This is a genomic window from Paraburkholderia sp. WS6, assembly GCF_030464835.1.
Lineage (GTDB): Bacteria > Pseudomonadota > Gammaproteobacteria > Burkholderiales > Burkholderiaceae > Paraburkholderia > Paraburkholderia madseniana.
The window spans coordinates 194926-215926 of sequence record NZ_JALQCK010000011.1; the positions used below are offsets into that span (position 1 = coordinate 194926).

The window sequence follows — 21001 nt, forward strand, 5'->3', positions numbered from 1 at the left end:
AACGGAAAAAGCCGGAACGCCGGGTGAAAGCCCGGCGCCTATGCCGTCACGTTGCGTTCGGCGAGCTGGCGGCGCAGCGCAACGGCTCGCGCCTGCGAGCAACCAAGATGGCGGCGAATATCGGCGACCGTCGCGCGCACGCGACCAGCCGCGATGTCACGGGCGAGCTGCGTCACGTCAACGTCAGCAGCATCCGCGACGGGTAGCGGCGAGAGGGGATCGTCCGGCGCCTCGTGACTGTTACTCACGGTTTCGCAACTAACGGTCGGCAATGCATGATCGGGTGTGACAGCCGTTACTGCTGGCTGGGTCACGCGAGGCACGTCAACGACTGGTTCCGGCAGCGGCGCGACGGCTGGTGGAGTCACAACGGTCGCTTGAGCGGGCAGGGGTGATGACCGCAGCGCGACCGTCCACAGCAGGCAGGCGACGCCTTCCAGCACCGCTGCGAACGCGAGCCCCGACAGGAGATCGACCCGTGCGGTAGTCGTGCCGAGTAACGCCGCGAGTCGCGGCGTTACCGGATCGGCCCGTAACGCGTCACGCTTCGCCGTGACCCAGTCGTTCTCCGCCTGACTCCGCCGGATGTCGTCGCGCTCCCCATCGAGCGCATCGAGTTTCGCCGCGAGCGTCATGCGACGCGCTTCCAGTACCGGACAGTCACGCGCGCAACGCTGCGCCCGCGCGAAGGCGAGTTGACGCGTCACCGTCGCACGTTCCGACATCACCACGGTCAGACTGCGACCGGGCTCTGCGATGCCGACAGCCGTAACGGTCGACGCCCGCCGTTCTCCCGCATGCTGCTGGGCGAATAGGAAGAACTGCGCATGCCCGTAACAGGCGGTCGCCAGACACGTGACCCAAAGCAGGCTCCCCGTGCTGCGCACGACGAACGGCGCTTCCCGGATGAGTGCGGGCAGCAGATGCGCGCTGATGAGCAGCACGACGCCGACCGAGACCCACACGACCCGTTCGGGCAGCGAGCCGCCACGCTGCCAGCCTGCCAGAACCGACAGGCTGAGCGCGGTGGACGTTGCGCCGACTGCCAGCACGAACGCCGGGCGGGACAGCACCGTCATGCCGCTGCTCCGCCGAGCAGCACCGCCTTGCGCTCCAGCTTGTCGCGTAGCGTCGTGGGCGCTGGGGCGGATGTATCGGTCGCGCTGCCATCCGTTGCACCCTGACGATCGGACCCGGCATCGGGATAGAATTCTTCCGCGACTGCCGCCCGCTCGTCGGGACTGTCCTCGAACGCACCGTTCGCGAAGCCTGCGCGCGCCGCCGCATCGAGCGCAGTCTGATCGAACCCGGCTGCCCGCCGTCGCGCATCGAGTTCCTGCGCCTGCGTTAGCGCGTCTTCCAGCGTGCTGCCCGACCGCACGCCCAGGTCAACGTAAAAAATGGGACTTCGATAGCTCTGCGTGGTGGACTTGCCGCGCAGCTTCAGTTCGAGTGGCAGACAGGCGAGCAATCCACCTGACACTGCACTGAAGTATTGCAGCCGCGCGGAGAGTGTGCGGATGGAGTTGTAGGACGTCGTGCGCAGGATGAAACTGCCCAGTTCGTCCTCATCCCCGATCACGACATTGAGCCGGCCGTATGGCTTGCAGCCGCCTGCCTGAGCGAACGCGCAGCCGTCTGGCGACGGACAAGGCAGGCTTTCGATGCCGTTGTCACCCGCCCGTTTGCACGTTTCACCGTTGCCCACGCAGACCGGTCTGCCGGTGTCGCGGTCGAACATCGAATACTCGGCGCGCAGGTTCAGATCGGGATCGCGGAACATGAACCTGATCGGGATCGCACGCAGCTTGCCCGTATTGGCTTTTCTCAATTCCTCGTTGAGGGGGTGTAGTACCCAGCCGTCTCGGTTCTGAATCTGGCTCGTCAGAGTAAACTGGTCGTCTCGCTCTGGCAGACGTTTACCGTTCTTTTCAACTACACGTCCAATGGAAATGCGCCCAATGACGGGCGGGGTAATCGCCAGGCCTCTCAGCATGATCTTGCTCCTGTAAATGTAGATGTAGAGGGATTTGAAAAGGAAACAGCCGGTGAGTCAGGTAGAAATTAGAAACCGCCGGGAGCCGGGTTTCGTGACGCCGTACTGCGATTCGAGTTCGGGGTGATCGGCCAGCAGCCGTTTCAGATCGACGCCGTCCGAGTCCTTGCTGCGTTTGAAGGAGACTTCGCCGGTCTCGAACACGGCGCGAGACGCGTCGCCCATCGCTTGCTGGATGGTCTGTTTAAGCAACGCTTCCTGCTGTTCGCGCATCTCGATTTCGGCCCGAACGGCGACCAGATCGGCGAAGGTCGTGGACAGGCGACGGTCGTCAGTAAAATCCACCGTGCCGGCATTGCTCGGATACAGGTGCCGTAACGCCCGGTCGGCAGATTCGCTTCCGTCTGCAGGTGGCGGGGTGTCACTCGTCACGTATTCCCAGAACTGCGCTTCGAGCTGGATCAGCCGAGCAATGAGTCCTTCGTCACGCTCAATGCGATGCACTTCGAGCTTCTGCCCGCACAGGAGCACAGCGACATCGGCTGCCTGCTTGCCCGTAACCGCGAGCTGGTGCTGCACTTGGAGCTGCACGTACTCCGGCACACCGTCACGCCACAGACGCGCACCGAATTCGCCCGCCGTCTTGCACTCGAGTAACTGCACGTCACGATTACCGACGATTTCGCGATCGACGTTGGCGATCAGGAAGGGGATCGTCGGATGCTGGAGTACCGCATTGACCTTGCGCACACGACGCCCCGTCTGCTGCGTGTAGGCCGCAGCGACGATCGGCTCAAGCAGCGTGCCCCAGTAGACGGGCTCCGTGGTGTCGTGCGGGTCTGGCTTCGCCAGCCCGGCGTCACGCCCGGTCTTGTCGAGCCACAATTCCAACTGGCTGACATACGGATTGAGCCCGACCGCAGCGGCCGCATCGGAGCCACCGATCCCATTTTTTCTGAGCTTCAGCCAGTCCTCTCGCGCAAGATCCTTCGTTTCAACAAGCCGCAATGCCGGACGGTTCCTGCCAGGTCCAGCGGTTTCAGGTTGAGACATGAACGCCTCCAGAAATGAAAAAGCCCGGTGAGCCGAAGCTCAACCGGGCACGTATGCCGTAACGGTGGGACACTCATGCGACGAGCTTCATTGCCTCGTCCCACGCTTTCTGCTTTAGTGTGGCGCCTGCGCCGAACCACGCTGCGTCGCGCCGGTGATCGTCGCTGCGTGCCCGGCGCTGGTGATCGACGAACTCCGTGATTGAATTCACCAGACCCCAGGCCGTACCAGATGCAGAGGGCAGGGTGGCGCCCTTGCCACGACCGGCGTAGAGCGCCTGTACAGCCTTGATCGCACTGTCGTTGGTGGCCGGTGTCGGCATGTTCGGCCCGGCAGCCGGATACGTGAGGACGCGCCGGAAGAACGCTTCGGCCGACGAGTCACTGACCTTGCGTTCCGCGAGTGCCTTCATGCGAACCATAAAACCATCCCAGGAAGAAACTGCGATGCCGAGCTGGCGCTTCACTGCCTGTGCGTCGAACTGACTGCGATGCGGCACCTTGACTGCGCCGGTACTGTCGTTCGCGAGTGCAATGGAGAGCGTGTTGTGGCAGACAACCCGTACACTCGTAAACTGCGCGACGGTCGCCAGGCTGCCGTCGCAGGCGGTGGCGAGCAGCAGATAGCCATTCACCTGGTCCTTTCCCCTGAGCGTGGCGCTCTGACCGGTGCGGGCGAGCGCCCACAGCTTCTTGCCGTCCTTGAGCACACCGGCGGTTTCGAGTTCGAACCCCGACACCTCTGTGAGGTCTTTGTAAAAGTCCAGGATCTCGGCAGGCTGAACGACCTGATAGCGGCTGGAGACGACCGACAACGGCGCTTTGGTGTCCGAGCGGTATAAGACCTTCTGTTCGGGGAAAGCGTGGATGGAGCCAAGGCCCGAAGTGCCCGCAACAAATCGGACTTCGGATTCCTCAATCTTCCAGTCCATGCCAGAAGCCCTGGCCCATACTTCCAGCGGTTGGTTTGGGGCGAGCTGGTTGCCAAGGCCGTGCCAGGGAACTTCATTGACATAGGCCATCGATTGAACGAGATGCATGTGAATCTCCTGTAAACGGCATAAAGCCCGGCACGCGGCCAGGCAGATGCGAATGAAATGAATGAAGGGGGGAACTGCGGAAGGAAAGAACTACTGGTCAGGCAGATGGTTTGCTGCGGCTGAAGGTGTGGTCGCAGGCGTGACAGTGGAAATTGTCGAGCACCTTCTCATCAACGATTTCGCCGAAGACAGAGCCGGTGGCGCAGCCTGCGGCACCGCCGATCAGGCCGGCAATCACGGCTCCCGCAATCGCGCCGCAGACAGCGCCGGCAGGACCGGCCAGCAGACCGACCGTGGCGCCTGTCTCTGCACCGGACAAGGCGAACGCGATGCCGCTGGTGGTACCGGCGATAGCGCCGATGGCGCCACCCGTCTTGCGTGCCAGATTGCGCGCATCGACACGGGTGGACTGGCATTTCGGGCAGGGTGGCACAGGGCCGGACGACGCGGCTGAACTGTCGCGCGGTGGCGCGAAGCACTGTTCGAACGGTTCATCTGCGTGCCCGGCCAGGTACGGCTCGTCCGGGTCATACGGTTCGTGGGAAAGGCGCGGGTCATGCATGGCTGATCGCTTCTCGTCGGACCTTGTTGATGTACTGGCGCAAGCCAACGGACGTGAGAACACCGGCGGAGAAAACAACCGCGAAGACGATCAGGTACTCAAAAGGGGAAGGGTAGGTGGGCATCACGGCTCCTGAGACGGAAGGGCATCAGCGGGGAACCCGGCTGATGGAACCATAGCGACTGCTATGCTCAGGACAGTCATATATCGCCGTAAAAATCTGGAATCAGGGAGAGGTAGACAGGCGAACCAAGGCTGCGGCATCTGACCGGGTTCGACCCTTAGACGCCATTGGAATCGACCTACGTGAATGGCCGCTTCCGAGGTACAACGGTCATTTCTTTGTTCGAGTAGATTGTCAAATCCCGGCCTAAGCCGCCGTTTGCAGATCGGCGTGGCCGAGCAGCAGGAACGCCAGCTTCTGCGAAGATCGAATGCGGACCGACCCACTCTGACATTCCGTGCACTGACATCGGCGCTACCGACTCCAAGCCGGTGACCACTCTTTCGCCATTTCATCACGGCATGCGTAGGAAATGTGCAGTGATAGTTTTTGCAGTTGCTTTACTTGACCTGTGTCCATCGCGTTGCCGAACGCGACCATAGCCTTCTCAAGCTCTTTGTTTTCGATCATTGCCATAACGCCGTAGTACAGTTGCCAGAAACGCGTCTTCGTTTCAGGTTTAGCTTGGTTGGCGTCAGCGGCAATCGCAGCAGCTTTCTCAATGGCTTCAGTACACCATTTGAGCTTTTGCTCGAGATAGGGGCGTCGTGCTTCGATTGCTTGCGTCTCGTGCAGCTTCTGCGCTTCCTCGAATCGAGCGAATTCTGCTTCACGTTGCGTCTGCGAAAATTGGTGGATGCCCACACCGACACTGACGCCCGCAATGAGTATGCCGCCCCCGGAGGATATAGCAGCGGCGATTTGCGCCCAACGTGCAAAGTTATCCGGCTTGCGAACACGAACAAAAGGCATCGCGCAATCTCCGTGGTGACGAGGAGCAGGCACACATGATGAACAGCTAAATCTCTGCGCGCAATCCGGCATCGCCCGTAGCACACTACCGAAATCAATTGCGCGGGGCATGAATCCGGCAGCTTCGATAGCCGTTCGCTGGTGTACGAGGTCACCCGCGAAAGGCCGTAGTCGGCTTGAGGCGCTGGGACAGAAAATTGATTTGCGTGTTCAGATACCTTATATTTGCCGCGAGGGTATGCGCTAGGCTTCGGTCTAGGACCTCATTGAGGTGACCCTATTAAAGAGCGATCTTCGGGTCGCGGGCTTCGGCCAGTCCCCTGCGGGGGAGTTAAACTATCCTTAAATCTTCGCATACCCTCACCTCTAATAACTATGACAACGAATCCCACGCCCCCTGTCGACCCGTTTCAAAAAGCGCGCGAAGCGTTATACAACCGGATTTGGTTTACACGAAAGGCTCGCATTCAATCTGAAAAACGGTTGTTGCAGAATGACCTTCACGCGCAACTAATGCTTCAACTTTTTTCCGCTTATAGCATCGGACTGTCGATTTATCTCTTGAAATTTCATGCGGCCGGTCTGTCAGACGATGCGGCTAATGTGACATTAATTGTCATATCTGTTTTGCTATTTGGAATTGCTCCATACGTCAGTGCGCGAAATTTTAAGGGTCGTGCAGAGGAATTTAAGGCAGTCTACGTGAAGCTTCAAACTTTGTTGGATGATTTAAATCGAATTGAGTGGATGACGTCTGTTCAAGAGGCACACGCTGCGTATGACGTGGTAGAGAGGGAGTACGCGCGGACGTTGGCAAGCAGCGAAAATCACCTTGAGATAGATGACGCAGTGAGCCGATATGGTGCGAGAGGCATAAGTCGCCCTTTGTCGAAACGCGAGTGCGCAAGCGTGTTTCTATTTTTTTCCAGGCGTTGGGCTATCTGGCTTGGCGGGTACATTGTGCCGCCTGTGTTCTTTTTCGCGTATTCTATCTTTTTCAAGTGATATGCGCCCTTCAGAAAAATCGTACAAAGCAATATTCGCAAGCTCGAATCTTAAAAACATATATGAAGAGCATATAGCGAAGACCAGTGCAATCGGAATTGACCGAATTAATCGGTCAACATTCGAGAAGAATTTAAACGCGGAGATTGCTCTCATTAGAAGGAAGGCGGGGAATCGTTCTTATCATTTCTCGCAATTCAAGGAAAAACTAATATCAAAAGGAGCCAACAGATTTCCCCGCGTGATTTCTATTGCGACGTTTCGCGATAGAATTACACTTCGCGCTATCTGCGATATCTTGAAAGCTCGATTTGAAGGGCTGCTTGAACTAAAAATACCGCAAATTGTAATTCATGATCTGAAGCGTGAAGTTGCTTCCGGAAAGTATAACTATTTCATCAAGCTCGACGTACAAAATTTCTATCCTTCTATTTCACACGCGATTCTTCGGGAGACTGTAAAGAAGCGGATAAAAAGTGCGAATGTGATATCGCTGCTAGACAGTGCGTTGGAGACGCCTACCGTCGCTGTAGCAGATAAAGGCAGACGAGCCGAACCAGTGGGTGTGCCGCAAGGGTTGTCAATATCTAACATTCTTGCGGAGATTTTTCTCCATCGGTTCGATATTTGGATGGAAAAAAAGATAGAGGTTAAATATTTCAGGTACGTGGATGACGTATTTGCCCTTTGCGCATCCGATCCCGCACCTTTGTTTTCCGAGATGAGCCGCACACTAGAAGGCGATTTTAGCCTGAAAGTTCACGATATCTCGCTTCCTGGCTCGAAGTCCGTTTTCGGTCCCATTGAGGAAGAGTTTTCATTTCTCGGCTACCTCTTTGTAAATGGTAAGGCGCGCGTCAAAGAACAGTCTATCCAGAGACTGGAAAGTTCGCTGGCTGACGCATTCACAACGTACAAATACCGATGTCAAGAGATCAAGCGAAAGCAAAAAAACAAAAAACTAAGGAGGCAAAATTTGACTTTTGCGAAGAACGTATTGCTATGGCGAGTCAATCTCCGTATCACTGGTTGCATCTTCGAAAACACCAGGAAGGGATGGGTCTTTTATTTTTCGCAGATTGATGATTCGAGTGTCGAGCAGCTTCACAAACTAGACAAGACAGTTGAAAGCCTGATGGCGCGATTTAACGTTTCGACAACTAAAAAACTGCGGTCTTTCGTCCGAGTCTATTTTGAATGCCGACGACGTGATCCGACGGAGCGCGGATACATACCGAATTTCGATACAACGTCTGTGGCAAGTATGCGACGCATTTTGGAAAGCTATTTTGGACAAAGCGTGAAAGGGCTGTCAGACGCGACAGTGCGATCGACGTTTTCCTTCCGGATCAGGCGAGCTACTAGAGAGCTGGAACAAGATATCCAAGACATCTCATGAAATGCGTGGTCTGGACGTGATTGGCAACAGACGCTTTTAGCAGTGGGGGAATGGGGCGAGTTATCCCTATTTCGGCTAACGCCTCAGGCGCTGCGAGTCGGCGGCAGTGAGTCGCACGACACCCTCGTATAGCGGTAAGCGGTCGAGCCGTACGCCCGCGGGTATGACTAATACCTAAGTGAGGGCACCCGTCCGGCCACGCCATGGCAAGTTCCAAATACAGAGTGGTTTTCAACAACGCGCTTGATCGCGAAGACTATCGGGCGCCCGCGGGACTGCATTGGTATGAACTGCGTTTGACTCTTCACCGCTCTTCGCTCGTCACAGGGCAATGGACAGCATTCGAAGGTAGAGGAGACGTTCGAGCGGCCGCCAACAATCGCCCTCGAATGGCGGTAGTTGGCCGGCTACAGCCTGTGGCACCGGGAGGCTCGGTCATTGCCTTGCCGAGCCGCTCCAAACCAAGGGCACAGTTACACTTGAGAGCAGGACTCTGCACCCCATTTACCTCTCGTGAACAAACGCATCCACCGCCCTTTGCATCCTCAATGGCCCTTTCCGCCAAGTCGCGATGTCGCTGGTCGCTCCTTCGGAGATCTCGTCGCGCTTCAATATTGCGGCGCGGAGGTGTGGCTCTGGCGATGCCGGTGCGGCCGCCATGTGACTGCCGCGCTGATGAAGGTGGAGGGCAGTGAAGTGCATGATTGCGGCTGCCGTGAGCAGCGTCGTGTGTGGCGGTCGCGACCGGGCTCACCTGCGCTGAAGAGCGGCGAGGTTTTCGGCCAATTGACAACGAAGCGGTACGAGGGCGATGGATTGTGGACTTGCCGGTGCGACTGCGGTGCTGAGGTGGCAGTGAGCGCCGGGCGCTTGCGATTGGGCCGGGCGCGTTCGTGCGGCGGCTGCTTTGGCGCTTCGACCGCCTGAGCGACACAGCACGCTCGGTTTGGTCATGGCGTGGGCGGCCTGTTCATCCGACGTTCCCACGCGGTGGTGGCGGCTCTGAAGTGTCTACATCCTTCCCTGGAAGCTGTCTGCGATGTCCCGCGCGTAGTCCCGGCAATTCTGCTCCATCTCGAGCGGCCCGCTACCGACCCTCAGCTGCCGCTCGAGCTTGCGCGGCGGCAATGACTTGTGTCGAATGCAGAGCGGCCGGTCACGGACACTCAAATTGTTTGGGAACTTTACGACGGTAATTTCAACGAGCGCAACATTTCCACTGTGTACATGACGAGCAGTACAAGGAACACGAAGAAATAAAGTGCTGCAAAAACAATCGTGCCCCAATTCGTGATGTTCGCCAGAAAAGAAGACATGCCGGTTGGAGCAAGTCGACTGATTACGTAAATCAATAATTGATCGACTCCGATCACGGCCGCCAGCATCACAGGGAAAGTCACGGCCAGACCGAACAAGTGGCCAGCGTAGACGGCCAGCGTTGCGCCCGTTGATACCATATCGCGGGCGCGCTCCCGAGGCGGATGCGCCGCTTGGGGATGAAGACGCAACTTTGACGCCCTGCGCTGCGAAGCAGCGTTGCTCCAAGGCGCGGCGAGATCCCATGCGCCTGACAGAGCCGAAACACCAAACTGGTGACTTGAGATCATGTTAGAACCTTCTAAGTGCTCGCCTAAACAATCTATATCCTATCACTGCGAGAAGTATCACGTCCGCGATAAGAAGCGCGCCGGCCGCACAGTTCATGATCCAAAACATGAATGATCCGAAGACCAAGACCACGAATCTTTTCCAGGTAGGGCTGTCCAGCAATTCTGCAAGATTCCCATCAGGAATCCATGCCAAATACACGAGCAGATGAACAACGCCTTCAAGAAAAAGTCCTGCCCCAAAGATAATTAAAAAAGCTATTGTGAGCACAATGACGTCGGAGGCTAAGGCAGGCAACGGGTTGCGATCGTTCTCGTTCGGCTCGCCGCCAGGGCCATTCGCGCCTGTATTATTCCCTGATGACTGTTCGTTTGTGCTCAATTTCCCGGTCTCATCTTGGTAAGCCCACATTTCAGGTATTGGGCATCGTTCCAGTTTAGGTTGCCCGTGGTCGATAGGGCAAGCAACTAGATGTCCGAAGCATTCAAGCGAAGCAAAGCTCGCCGGGGCCACTTGGTAGTTCGCCTCTTGGCACAAGCCCGGCACGCTTTGTGCCCATCGCTTCGTACAGTTCTGCAACCTTTGTTTTACGCCAACCCCACGCCGGGTATGGCTTCGAGCGATTCTGCAAGACCGACGATATAAAGCTCCACATCAGACCGATGAAGCAACCCTCGGCGTAGCGCTTGAATGGCCGTTAGTCAATGCGGAGCCGCCTTCTCAATGTTTTATCGACGCACCGGATGAATGTCCGGTCATGGCCGGCTCCGGTCCGATGATTAGGCGACGAGGTCGTTCGCCGCCGCCCGGATCTGACTGGCTCAAGCCGACCCCGAACTGCCTTTCGGGCGTCGTGGCCTCAGAGGCTGCTCGCAGAGGCGGAGCCGCCGCTCAAACGGCCTCCGCTCGGGGTACTGGTAAAGTCGCCTCTGGGGTGTCCATTTAACCGGAGTTGGCGATTTGCCTCCACGGGCGGCTCGGCGAAGGTCGCTCCAAGCTGGGTGGATGTCCGCGTTGCCGCGGCGGCTTTGGAGGACCAGCCATTGGGCGCTGGTGCATAACAAGGTCCTGGTAACGGACCGGTTCATGGGCGACAGCAAGCTCCACGATCCGGTAGAACAGCCTCACTCGGCTACGTGAGTGGTGGCGGTTGAAACCGCTCAACTCCGGTTAAGTGGACACCCCAGAGTCACCTAATGACCGACGGCCTTACGGCAGGCAAGCCACGACTACGGCGACGGAACGCCTTCAAGCGAACTGGGCAGAAGAGACGCCTCTTTTCCATGAATTAAATATCGTGCGGATGTGGGAAGCTGAAAAAAGACCTCGAACGGAAAAATCACCGCTGTGTTATCCCGCGAGTCCAGCGAAATTGCTCTACGAATGCAAAGAACGGCGCATCTATGAAACGTACCTTTATATTCCTAATGGTTGTAGCCGCAATATCGGGGTGCGCTACCGTGCACGAGAGTTATTCCTCTGACGGCCGGAAGGCCTACACGCTCAACTGCAGCGGGCTCGCACGAGGCTGGGACAAATGCCTTCAGGCGGCCGGCGATCTCTGCAAGTCGACCGGCTATGATGTCCTCGACCGAAGCGATGAAAACGCGTCAATGGTCAGCGGTGGATTCTCTGGAGGTTCGGGGGGGTTCTCTGGGGCACACACCCATGAGCGCTCCATGGTCGTAACCTGCAAAAAGCCTGCGGCCTAGCTCATACTCCTTGTCGCAAACCTTTCCGCCGGATTCAACGCCTCGCTTCTCCGCGACGGGCGAAGCGCGATAGTCTGGCGGCGGCGTAGCGACGCAAAGATACCAGCCCGCACCGGTTACGGACGATGTCAGTGTTATTGTTGTCGGCGCTTTTGGGTAAGGGATATTCGCTCACCGTGTCGCTTGGCGATGTCGGCACTCAGAGAGCGGTTCAGTGGTCCCGCCTGTTCGACGATGAGGCGAAAATTGCCACAGGCCGTCCGGCGAGCGTCCCGTGTCGTTGATCGAGCCGACGTCCGAATGTCCCTATCTAAGAACGCCGCAATGACAGCTTCTGGCCGCACTGAGCCGCACGGCCAACCAACGCCAGCAGGCTTTTTTCTTTCCGGCGACCGATTTCCTGGGCACCGGGGCAAACTGATGGTCTTTCGGCCCAAATCGAGTCTATGCCTGCCCAGTTCAGACCCACGCCAGAGCAACAGGCCATCGTAGATGCGGCCGGCAGCTGCGACAACCTCAAGATCAAGGCTTACGCGGGTGCGGGAAAAACATCGACGCTCCGTCTCGTCGCGCATCGGCTTGCTCCACAGCGCGGTACCTACCTCGCGTTCAACAGGGAAATCGCTGAGCATGCGCGGCGGGGCTTTCCGGATAACGTCGTTGCGCGGACTGTCCACTCGCTCGCGTATGCCTCCACACCGCACGCCTTGACCTCGCGGGTGAGCCTGCCCGCCGAGCCACCGCATGAGCTTGCGGCGCGGTACGGCCTGAGCTCCGTGGAGGTGCCATCTGCCACTGGCAAGGCTCTCGAGTTGACCCCCTTCGACCTGGGGCGTATGGTCGCCGACGGACTTGGACGCTTCTGTCGTTCCGCGAGTCCTGTACCGGAGCCGGCTCACATTCCCGTCGACGAAAAAATCGACACCGGCGCCGCAGAGTGGCTTCGCGACGGACTGCTCCCCTCCGTTTCTCGCATGTGGAGGGAGAGCACTGAACGAAACGGGCGCAGCGCGATCATGCCGGACGTATACCTGAAGGTCTGGTCACAGATGGATCCGCGCATTGACTCGGACTTCGTACTGTTTGACGAGGCGCAGGACAGCGACGGCGTCATGCTGCAAATACTGGCGCGTCAAACTCACGCGCAGATCATCTATGTGGGCGACCCCTATCAGCAGATTTACGAGTGGCGCGGTGCACTCAACGCGATGTCGCAAATCGACGCCCCGGAGCTTGCACTGACGGAGTCGTTCCGGTTCGGCGCGCTGTTCGCTACACTGGCCAGCAGGCTGCTCCAGCTACTGGGCGAACGCACGCCATTGCGCGGGCAACCCGGCATCGGCTCCATCATCTCTGACGACCCGGCCATTGCACCGCCTGTCGATGCCATCTTGTGCCGAAAGAACGTCTCCGCGATCTGGCATCTCGCGGCCGGAATCGAGGCAGGGCATCGCCCCTCGATCCGCATGAGTCCCGCTGAGATTGTGGCGTACGCCGACGGCGCTGATGCGCTAATCTCCGGACGTCGCGCATTCCGACCAGCGGCATTTTCGCTGTTCGAAAACTGGAAGGAGGCACAATCCTTTGCGCGCAGCGCCGCTGGCGTCGATCTTCTACCGGTCGTACGAATCGTGGATGAACTCGGAAGCGACTATCTGCGCTCGCTCGCCCAGCGAATCACAGCAGAGACTGAAGCGGACTATGTGATCTCGACCGTTCGCCGGGCGAAAGGCCTTCAATGGAAACGTGTGAAGGTCACAAACGATTTCCTCTTCAAGCTGGAAAACGGTCGACTCGTTCTGGACGACGACGAATTGCGCCTTCTGTACGTGGCCACCACCCGCGCGCAACACGTGCTCGATGTCTCCGCGGTTCGCGAAGAATTGATCCGGTTGTTGGGCTCCCGTCCGTGAACCTCCGCGCATCGTGCGTCGCCGATCGACCCGTTGCTGCCGGTCGAGCCTGTGCATTTCCAAGGGCAGGTATCGGAGTGGAACGGTCATTCTGTACTGCCCGATCGAGGACAAGTTTTACTCGGTTGCGTGCGACGGAGCAACCCTGCTTAGCTACTCTGACACGATCAACTATCTTCACGCCCAGAGGCGCCGAATGGGACTTTAACGATTGGTCAATTGCAATCGGTTGAGGTGCACGGTCTGTTAAGACCGGGGCTGTACAATATGACCCAGACTGACCAACTGTGAAACGAACTCGCGAGAACGTCGGCGGACCGTAAAAAACGAGCAGATACAAATTTTAATGCCAACCGATCTACGTCAAGGCTGTTGGGTGTATAGGCGATAACTGGTCTTCTGTCGTCAATGCCCTAGAGGCGAGCGTTGAAATGCTAGTGAAAGGTTCATTTATGGAAATGGCTTCGAGAAGCTCGGGTCATCGGTATGTGGCACATTCCAACGGTACAGAAGACGTGGTCCCGGAAAATACCGCAAAGACGAGTGGTGCGGCTGCGCGCACGATAACGTTGATGCAAAGACGACAGCGCAAAATGCGTATAGATTCTTCATGATGTACTGTCGGATGTGGTTGACCTCGCGATGACTCTGCATGAGTGGTCGACGATGTGAGCGGTTACGCCGAGTGGCCGTTCATGACCGAGTTAGCAAGCTAATCCCGACCGAATCGCCAGGAATTTTACTGAGCAGATCTGGTTTGCCGACGTCGAAAACAAGCGTCATTGCTCAGGAACTAGATGCACGAGCGCCATGGCGGGAGGACGCCGTCCTTCCACACGGTCTAATGCCCCCAAGCGTCAGACCGTCCGACTAGTATCACTCCCGACATCATCCGGTTTGTAAAGCCCGAAAAGACATCTATAACAATAGGGCCTGCCAAATTTGGACAAGCCGTTATCGAGATTTCGGCTGCATCCCCGGGCGATGGACGGAGGGAATAATGAAAAGAGCCATACTACCGATTCTGGCAGGCCTCATGGCCTTGAGCGGGTGTGCCTCGGCCCCTGATGCCACATTCAGCTATCACCCGCCGGTCCTGCAAGTTGCCATCTCTGTCACGGTGACCGTGTCATGCAACGCAGGGAAGACCGACGCCGTCTACCAGATTGCCCCGGTGGTGACGCCGACCTATACGGCCGACAGGCGGGTGACGTGGACGGTCGACCTCCCGCACAGTGCGTTGGCCGACGTTGACTTCAGCCCGCAGTTCACCGACGACGGGCAGCTGACCGCGATCAACAGCACCTCGACGGGCGAGGGTGGCACGATCCTGAAGGATCTCGTTTCGCTCGGCGTCGATATCGCCGCGGTGGGAGGCGGCAAGGGCACCCTCAAACCGCTTGCAGTCTGCGACACGCTTCTCAAGCAGCCCATGGCGGTCATCTACGATGCCAACCTCGACTTTTCGAGCACGATTCCGGCGGATCCGACTCCCGTCACGCTGGAAGCCCGGTCGTACTTCGGGCCGCTCGACGCCGAACTGCGCAACCAGCCCGGGCTCGAGCGCATGCCGGTCTTCCGGGCCTCAGTAACCACAACCGGTGACACGCGGGTCAAATTCGGCGATGCCAGCATTCAGAGCGGCGCCTACATCCCGTTGAAGTTGCGCGAGGTCTACAACGGCGAATTAAAGATCATGGACAGCCATTCCGGCAAGCCGGTCTACGATAGCGCCCTCGCGATTCCGCGCCCGGGCGGGCCGAATGACTACTATACGGTCCTGTTGCCGAAGCCGGCCCTGTTTGGGGGATCCACATTCTCCCTGTCTCTCTCCAGTTCCGGCGCAGTCAAGTCGATCGATTACAAGACCACCAGCGGCACGGCCAGCGCCATAGAGGTTGGGACGTCGGCGCTGAACGCCGCGAAGCCGGAAAGTGCGGCCGATCGTGCAGCCGCGCTGAAGGGGCAGGCTGATGTGATTGCCCAGCAGAACCGCCTGGCGAAGTGTATCGCCACGCCCGCTACGTGCCAGTAGGCTGCGATGCTCTCCTATCAGGCACCCCTGGCGTTTTCAGGCGCTGGCACGCCAGTGCAGACATTGCCCAGACCCGTAGTGATCAAGCAGCAATGCATGAATTACTGGTGCTGGGCCTCCGTCACCGAACTGGTCAGTGCCTACCTCGATTCGGCTCCGCGTACCCAATGCCAGATTGCGAGCGACTTCTTTGATGGCTGTTGTCCTTGCCCCTATCCCGGCTACCCTGGAAACGAGGCCTGTAACAATCCATATGATCTGGTGACCGCGCTCGGTCCGCACTGCTCCAACCCCCAGGCCGCGGTCGGCGATTTTCCCACCATCGTCAACGAGATCTGCACAAGGCAACAGCCAGTGGCGTGCCGCATCCACCTCAACGATGGCTCGGGCTACCACTACATCGTGATCATTGGCGTCGCGATCGACGCGCAGGTGGTCCGCGTTGCGGATCCGTTGGGGCACGACGGCAATGCGCTGGATCTGTCATTTGGACAGTTCTGCGCTGGATATTCCGACGGCACCTGGGACCAGATGATCACCATACAGTAACTTCTATGACTAACTGGTCAAAACATCCACCCGGTGCCAATGTTGCCCTAACTGCCTCCATGAGCGGCATCGGGTACCAGCTCACGACAGCTGCGGAGGCCGACAGCGCGAAACACGCCGTGCCCCTGTTCATCCTGCCCAGCGCTGCTGCTATCCGGGCAAGGCCGCTGCAGCATCTTGAGTTCAGCGCTCTGTGGTTTCCGGTGCTATTAGAAGGCGAACCACCAAAGCCGGCACTTGTGCGCATCGCTGTCGATCAGGATAGCTACGCATTCGGTGGAGTGAGCGATGGAGCACTCGCGACGCTGGTGCATGACAGCCTGACGTTCGCGGAGAAGCAGGTCGGACGTCACCGGCGCGTTTACCAGATGGCTTTCATCACGTCGCTGTCGCTGCAGATCCTTCTGTTGGTGCTAAGGCCGCCCAAAGGCCGGACCCTTTTCCTGACACTGCAAAGCGGTACATGGAGCACGTGTGCGGATTTCCGCCTGCAAACCGGACTTACCGGGTTTCTCGCGGGAGTGCATGGCAGGCGATTTCCGCCTCCGGATCGACCCGCCTGATGAGCGGTCCCTCTGTCTAACTTTGCCCTCACAGGTCGGAGCACGAGATGCCAGACGCATCACCAAACCCGCCCCCAACACAAAACCCGCCCGCAACGCCAAAGCCGTCGTCGATCCTGCAGCTTGCAACTGTGCTGCCGGCTGTCAACTCGCTTATCTCGACCCTAGTATGGCCTGTATTCGCCGTATGGGTCATAGTGTTCGTGGCGCAGCATCACACGGGCCTCGTCTGTGACATCGCACGCGTGAGTCCGTACATCCAGACTGGCGAGTTTCATGCCGGCCCGTTCTCGTTGTCTTTTCAGACGACGCAGAGTATCGCCAATGCCCTGGCCGGCGCTCCGCAGACGCATGGCCCCGCTGCGCCTGGCGCTTCATCGCCGGAAGGCACCTTCGCCCCGGTGACCCCGGAGGCTGCCCAGAACCTCGCCACAGAAGCCGTGAAGGCCTTGGACAGTTCCGGCATTGCAGCCGCCTCGACGGCCTTGCGCATACTCTGGGTCGATCCGAATCCGGGAAACAACATCAACCTGCAGGTCGCTTTCCAGAAGCTCGGGTTTGTCGTTGTCACGATCCAGAAAGACGACGCCATACAGGATGCATTCAACCTGGCACAGGGCTTCAATGTGGTGATTACCAACATGAACCGGGACAAGGTGGAAGACGCCGGCCTCAGCACGATCAAGGCGGTCCACGGCATTCAACCCGGCATCCCTGTCATCGTCTATTCGGCGCACTGGGCCGCGATTCATTCGAACCAGGAAGAAACGTATGGCGTCAGACTCATCTCGAATCGGACAGACCAGGTATTCCAGACAGTCGTGAACATTGCCCAGGTGCTGGCCAAATCCGCCCCGACCCAGGACACATCCCGTCCCAACCCGTGCAAATAGATGTCAGTTTGGCGTCCCCGGGAAAAAAAGCGACGCGACGCGACGCTAGACAGATGTGAGTGACAGCATGCCGGTGCCGCGGCACCAAGCGATGAAGTCGCCATCCGCGCGCATAAGCGCCACGTGTGTATGGATTGCGGATCGCTGACGGGAAAACTCGAGGAACCGGATACCGGCGGTCACCGACCGTAGCGACGAGGACGGGCATTCAGGCAAACGGAAATCGAGTTACTGGATCGCCTAGTACAGGAACCAGCCCGCACCGCGCGTGCGCCACCGCTCGTGCGCAACATGTTCAAAGTCGCCCGCACCCCAGCAATCGGTCGTTTGCGCCTCGATATGCCTGCGAGCTTTATGGAAAGTAAACCTTCAACGAAGATCTGCATTGTTGTGGAACCTGCATTCGCATACGGAATTCATGTCAATTACATTCTTACGGTTTAACTCCGGCAAAGATTTTTCATCAGACAATAGCACAATGGTTTTACCGCTGGTCAGCTGCACGGGCTGCTTTATCCGTCATTAAAATGTAAGCATTGCTCCTAGATTGCTAACAAACTTGAATTCGAGCTCAAAACGTACCATCCTTGACTTAGGGGAATTCGCTCCGATAGTCGCCTCGCCGGCGTCGTTCGCGTTCTATTGATGAGGATAACTATGTGTGACAGGCGATCTTTCCTCCAAATTGCTGCGACATGCTTAGCCGCGTCCAGCAGTGTAGCTGTCGCCCAAATATTTCCAAATACTGACCAGTTAACAGTTAAGAAAAAAATCACTGGATGTGGAATATCTGATTTTATCGGCGGTTCATACTCTGTGGTTGACTCGTCTGGCATTTCAGAACTGGACCAAGGTGTTCAAATTGAGCGCCAAGTCCTGAACAATGTTTTCAAGGTAAGCCCCGACTTTGCTTTTATTGATGACAAGCAAACACCACAGGCGTTTACGGAAAAAACGAATGATGGAGCACGCATATTTTTTGGAGAAACTCTCGCACAAAACGAAAGGCAAATGAACCCCGAATTTTGGGAGACCGCAGTCATTGGCATAATGGCCCACGAATGGGCGCACGCCTTTCAATACAATAGCGGGCTAGAGGAATTGAAATTTATTCAAGAATGTCACGCCGACTACATGGCTGGGTGGTACTTGGGCTTGAAGTATAGGATTGTTAATCCAGATGGCTTTGCGCGGTCTTTATACCAAAAGCCCGGGGACAATCGAACTGGTTTTTTTGATCCAAATAACTATGGCTCCCCTGAACAACGGGTTGCCTTCATGATGGCAGGCTTTAAGGCAGGCAAGACTGCGGCAAGCGGCACGACCAAACCTTTGATTTGGGATGCTGCTAACGAAGGGTATAGAGCGGTATCCGCAATCGTGAGGTGATGAAATGTCTTCTTCTCACGTCCATCACAAGTGGATTCTGGTGATTTTCTTGATGATCGCTGGCGGCACGAAGGCGACTTTCGCTTATGATTGCAAGCCTACACAACGGGTTCAGCTCGAGTCTGCCTCTTACTTCAAGAATATCCGTTCAAAGTCAGATAAACCTGATGCTGATCGTTGGGCTAGTACTTTCCTATTGCCTGCGGCTAACGAATGCGAAATTAAAGGCGATGAGCATAATACTACTGGGAGCCTTCAATGCACCTGGTATATGGACAAAGGACTGAACAATGAGAATCGCGCAAAAGACGCTTACACCAAACTGGTGACTTCTCTCGCGTCATGCCTCTCAAAGACTGACGCCCAGATACAGAGAAAACAAAATAGAGAAACTGGCGAATCAGCTTCTATAGACGACCCTTACCCGAACATGCCAACCAAAGCTTATCGCGCTGCCAAAGTTAGATATGAGTACACAGACGGCAGATGGGTTATAACTCTTGAATATGCTATTGATGATGGCGACTCCAATTGATTTCTTGCGCCCTGGGGCACTCGTGCTTCTACTATTTTCCTCATGCCCGACGTTGTGTGCGGCCGATTCACTATGCTCCGATTTCAAAAAAGTTGTTTCTGATGCGCCTCATTTATTTAAAAATCTTAGAGGCTCATTTGACTTTTATGTGGATGAGTACAATGGCGCAGTTACAATTTCGCCTTTTGATAAATGCACAACATCTGGCGACGAACAGGTAATGGAGTACAAATGCGATATTCAAAATTTGCCAGACGACAATGTCGCTGCAACCGAGAAATTGAAACAACTCGCCGCACAATTGGAAGATTGCGAGGGTGATGCACTTAAGAAACAGCATTCGGTGACACAAACGATACGATATGAGCTGAAACCGGACGACGAAGGCGTCACGCTCCAATTGATGCACCGACTTGCAAACGACCGGCACCCTACGACTTACACCATCCAGCTTGCTATTACGATTGTCGACTTAGGTGCGGCGCAATGATTCATCGAAAAACTGTCAAGTCGCTGCTGATCGGTATCCTGCTTTGGGCGCTAGCTGCATATGGCCAAGAATTTCCGGTGCCCAGTCAGGATCACGAACTACCTCATCAAGAGGTTTCGGGAATAGATGCAATCATTTTGCCAAGAAATCCCCTTCCGCCGCCCGGCTCCAATAATACAAATGACTCTGATGCGGTTTCGCAGGGCACGCAGGCACAAGAGTACCAAGCAAGTTGCGCAGCTTTCTATGCTAAATTCAAAGTAAAATCATCTTTATGCAAATAGCGCAGAAACTCACTGCCATGCTTTTGGCCACGCTACTCAGCGTGTCGGCTGCACTAGCTGCGGTTGACGCCCAAACAGCGGAGAGGGATCACGCGGAGCTGCAATTGGCCAAAGCGCGCGTCGCTCAACTGACAGATGAAATATCTCGACTCAAGGCTGAGCAGGCAGCGTCGTCGGCACAAGCCACCGCGGGTAGCGTTGCCTATGAGAAGTATCTCGCCTCATTTTACGATCAGGAAAGTCGGTTTCGCGATTCATATTTGCGCATTTCTGCTTGGCAAATTTTTGCCGCGAATTGCGTCCTCGCATTGGTAATGCTCTTATCGATTTCTGGTGTCGTGTTCGCCGGTTTTCAACTATGGACTGCGGCAAAACTCGCACATACAGATGCCACAACGGTCAACTTGGAGGTTTCAAGGAAGAGCGTTAGATTGCAAACGAGCGTTGTTGGCATCGCCATTCTGGTAATTTCCGGCGGCTTTCTTATCTTGTTCTTACATGACGTGTACCGCATTGACATTGTCACGCCGGAGAGCGAGCCGCACGCCGCAGCAGCTAATCCGTCACAACCAGCATCTCACCCCTGAGATAGCTCCACATTAGACCCGAAGGCGGATAGCAGCCCCTGCCAATTCCGGCGTTCGACCTGCGGCTTTGGCCGATTACTCGGCATCCCAAGCGCCTATAGAGTGGCTGCATTGCCTTCATTAACTGCCGTTGAGTTCGAGCTCGATCCAAAGGTCGAAGCGGGTCAGCAGCACGCGTTTGCTGATAATGTGTGAACGGCAGGAGACTGACCTACAGCTGCCTCATCGACATCGCCACCTGAACGTCAGCAATGGCCGATGATGCGACGAACAAGATCGTGGGCAGCGCGTCTCTTAACTGAGTCAAGCGGACGCTCGAATGTCGGGCACTGTCGCTGGCCGAACGGCTGTTGATGGCCGAAGGACTAAACCGCTCGCGCGGTAGGGGCTACGGTCTGACGCTGGAGGTCAGG

21 protein-coding genes are annotated in these 21001 nt (G+C 56.8%); 12 read left to right on the plus strand and 9 right to left on the minus strand.

Translation table 11 applies throughout. From position 1 onward, the window contains the following. Positions 1-38 precede the first annotated feature (38 nt). From M0D64_RS16250 to M0D64_RS16280, 7 genes are all read right to left on the minus strand, one after another. Positions 39-1079, minus strand: a complete 1041-nt coding sequence (locus M0D64_RS16250) for a hypothetical protein (RefSeq protein ID WP_266258462.1) — start codon at positions 1077-1079, stop codon at positions 39-41. Then, positions 1076-1996, minus strand: a complete 921-nt coding sequence (locus M0D64_RS16255) for a phage capsid protein (RefSeq protein WP_266258463.1) — start codon at positions 1994-1996, stop codon at positions 1076-1078. Before M0D64_RS16255 ends, M0D64_RS16250 begins: the two co-directional genes overlap by 4 nt. Positions 1997-2053: 57 nt before the next feature. Further along, entirely contained in the window at positions 2054-3049 is a 996-nt protein-coding gene (locus tag M0D64_RS16260; protein WP_266258464.1) for a YqaJ viral recombinase family protein, read from the minus strand. Between the two features lie 73 nt (positions 3050-3122). Continuing rightward, positions 3123-4088, minus strand: coding sequence for a DUF932 domain-containing protein (locus M0D64_RS16265; protein WP_266258466.1), 966 nt, complete (start codon positions 4086-4088; stop codon positions 3123-3125). 97 nt (positions 4089-4185) lie between these two features. Beyond that, positions 4186-4650, minus strand: a complete 465-nt coding sequence (locus M0D64_RS16270; protein ID WP_266258467.1) for a hypothetical protein — start codon at positions 4648-4650, stop codon at positions 4186-4188. Beyond that, positions 4643-4774: a hypothetical protein gene (locus tag M0D64_RS16275; protein WP_266258468.1), complete on the minus strand. Its 132-nt coding sequence runs from the start codon at positions 4772-4774 to the stop codon at positions 4643-4645. Before M0D64_RS16275 ends, M0D64_RS16270 begins: the two co-directional genes overlap by 8 nt. Before the next feature lie 354 nt (positions 4775-5128). Beyond that, complete coding sequence (locus tag M0D64_RS16280; RefSeq protein WP_266258469.1) at positions 5129-5626, minus strand: hypothetical protein; 498 nt, start codon at positions 5624-5626, stop codon at positions 5129-5131. 375 nt (positions 5627-6001) lie between these two features. Between M0D64_RS16280 and M0D64_RS16285 the strand changes: the two genes are divergently transcribed. Both M0D64_RS16285 and M0D64_RS16290 read left to right on the plus strand, forming a co-directional pair. After that, complete coding sequence (locus M0D64_RS16285) at positions 6002-6631, plus strand: SLATT domain-containing protein (protein WP_266258470.1); 630 nt, start codon at positions 6002-6004, stop codon at positions 6629-6631. A gap of 1 nt (position 6632) precedes the next feature. Further along, positions 6633-8030, plus strand: coding sequence for a reverse transcriptase domain-containing protein (locus tag M0D64_RS16290; protein WP_266258471.1), 1398 nt, complete (start codon positions 6633-6635; stop codon positions 8028-8030). A gap of 1184 nt (positions 8031-9214) precedes the next feature. On the opposite strand, the gene M0D64_RS16295 is transcribed toward M0D64_RS16290, so the two are convergent. After that, positions 9215-9637, minus strand: coding sequence for a hypothetical protein (locus M0D64_RS16295; RefSeq protein WP_266258472.1), 423 nt, complete (start codon positions 9635-9637; stop codon positions 9215-9217). A gap of 1 nt (position 9638) precedes the next feature. Beyond that, positions 9639-10019: a hypothetical protein gene (locus M0D64_RS16300; RefSeq protein ID WP_266258473.1), complete on the minus strand. Its 381-nt coding sequence runs from the start codon at positions 10017-10019 to the stop codon at positions 9639-9641. A 1777-nt stretch (positions 10020-11796) separates the two neighbouring features. Between M0D64_RS16300 and M0D64_RS16305 the strand changes: the two genes are divergently transcribed. From M0D64_RS16305 to M0D64_RS16350, 10 genes are all read left to right on the plus strand, one after another. Next, entirely contained in the window at positions 11797-13263 is a 1467-nt protein-coding gene (locus M0D64_RS16305) for a UvrD-helicase domain-containing protein (protein WP_266258474.1), read from the plus strand. Positions 13264-14299: 1036 nt separating this feature from the next. Beyond that, positions 14300-15298, plus strand: a complete 999-nt coding sequence (locus M0D64_RS16310) for a hypothetical protein (RefSeq protein ID WP_266258475.1) — start codon at positions 14300-14302, stop codon at positions 15296-15298. Positions 15299-15304: 6 nt separating this feature from the next. Continuing rightward, the gene (locus tag M0D64_RS16315) at positions 15305-15847 is read left to right on the plus strand and encodes a papain-like cysteine protease family protein (protein ID WP_266258476.1); all 543 of its coding nucleotides are present in this window, start codon (positions 15305-15307) and stop codon (positions 15845-15847) included. A gap of 59 nt (positions 15848-15906) precedes the next feature. Then, positions 15907-16410 (plus strand): hypothetical protein, encoded by a 504-nt coding sequence (locus M0D64_RS16320; protein WP_266258477.1) that lies wholly within the window; start codon positions 15907-15909, stop codon positions 16408-16410. Positions 16411-16457: 47 nt separating this feature from the next. Continuing rightward, entirely contained in the window at positions 16458-17303 is an 846-nt protein-coding gene (locus M0D64_RS16325) for a response regulator (protein WP_266258478.1), read from the plus strand. A gap of 657 nt (positions 17304-17960) precedes the next feature. Continuing rightward, positions 17961-18692, plus strand: a complete 732-nt coding sequence (locus M0D64_RS16330; RefSeq protein WP_266258479.1) for a hypothetical protein — start codon at positions 17961-17963, stop codon at positions 18690-18692. Positions 18693-18696: 4 nt separating this feature from the next. Further along, positions 18697-19227: a hypothetical protein gene (locus M0D64_RS16335; protein WP_266258480.1), complete on the plus strand. Its 531-nt coding sequence runs from the start codon at positions 18697-18699 to the stop codon at positions 19225-19227. Further along, a complete protein-coding gene (locus M0D64_RS16340; RefSeq protein ID WP_266258481.1) occupies positions 19208-19717 on the plus strand; it encodes a hypothetical protein in 510 nt (169 codons plus the stop codon). Before M0D64_RS16335 ends, M0D64_RS16340 begins: the two co-directional genes overlap by 20 nt. Continuing rightward, positions 19714-20001 (plus strand): hypothetical protein, encoded by a 288-nt coding sequence (locus M0D64_RS16345; RefSeq protein ID WP_266258483.1) that lies wholly within the window; start codon positions 19714-19716, stop codon positions 19999-20001. The genes M0D64_RS16340 and M0D64_RS16345 overlap by 4 nt, the downstream gene beginning before the upstream one ends. 17 nt (positions 20002-20018) lie before the next feature. Further along, positions 20019-20588, plus strand: coding sequence for a hypothetical protein (locus tag M0D64_RS16350; RefSeq protein ID WP_266258484.1), 570 nt, complete (start codon positions 20019-20021; stop codon positions 20586-20588). Positions 20589-21001 lie beyond the last annotated feature (413 nt).